Raw genomic sequence first — 670 nt, 5'->3', positions numbered from 1 at the left:
TCACGTCGGGAACATTAAGCAATGATAGATTAAATAAAGCCAGTACATCAAAGCAAGGCATTGTTCAAACGACAACATCTCTTGGTTCAACTCGAACTGACTTAGCCGCCGCCGCTTCTTCTGCAAAAGCATTAAATGATAAAATAGATGGAATAATTTCAGGATTTAGTTCAGGCCAAACATGGAAAAGTACGAGTGGTAAAGTATTTAATGTCAATTATACCAACTCAAACCCTTACCCTATTCAGATTTATGTTTCAGGTCGTCGTCAAGGTTCTACTGGGGGGACTGCTTTTTTGATAGTTGACGGCGTAATGGTCGGTTGGCATAACGCAACGAGTGTTTCAGCAGCTATGACTAATGAAATCTTCTCTGCAATCATTCCTCCAGGTTCAGTTTATCAAGTTCAAACGCCTAATTCTGACTGGTCTAAGACAGCATGGGCTGAGTTATATTAAGGATTAACTATGAGATACGTAAAGAAAGACAATGAAATTTTCGCCTACGATTCTAACCAAAATGATTTATATGAACAGGCAATATCTGAAGGGGCTGAAGCCATTTCTGAGGTTGAAGCAAATGAAATAGCTAACCCTCCACTGACGGAAGAACAGCAAATAGAGCGTAAAAAACAACTTAGATTGACGGCAGACAAAGCAGAAAGTGATCC

The 670-nt window shown here is 39.7% G+C and carries 2 protein-coding genes; both read left to right on the top strand.

From position 1 onward, the window contains the following. Nucleotides 1–458: hypothetical protein (locus tag AB4589_RS24835; RefSeq protein WP_372101904.1), on the top strand; the 458-nt coding region annotated here is incomplete at its 5' end. Between the two features lie 9 nt (nt 459–467). Then, a partial coding sequence (locus AB4589_RS24830) for a hypothetical protein (protein WP_372101903.1) occupies nt 468–670 on the top strand: 203 nt, incomplete at its 3' end.

The organism is Vibrio sp. 10N.222.49.A3 (assembly GCF_041475145.1).
Taxonomy (GTDB): domain Bacteria; phylum Pseudomonadota; class Gammaproteobacteria; order Enterobacterales; family Vibrionaceae; genus Vibrio; species Vibrio tasmaniensis_A.
The sequence above is the reverse complement of the archived record's forward strand: the minus strand, read 5'-3'. Positions and strand labels throughout refer to the sequence as shown.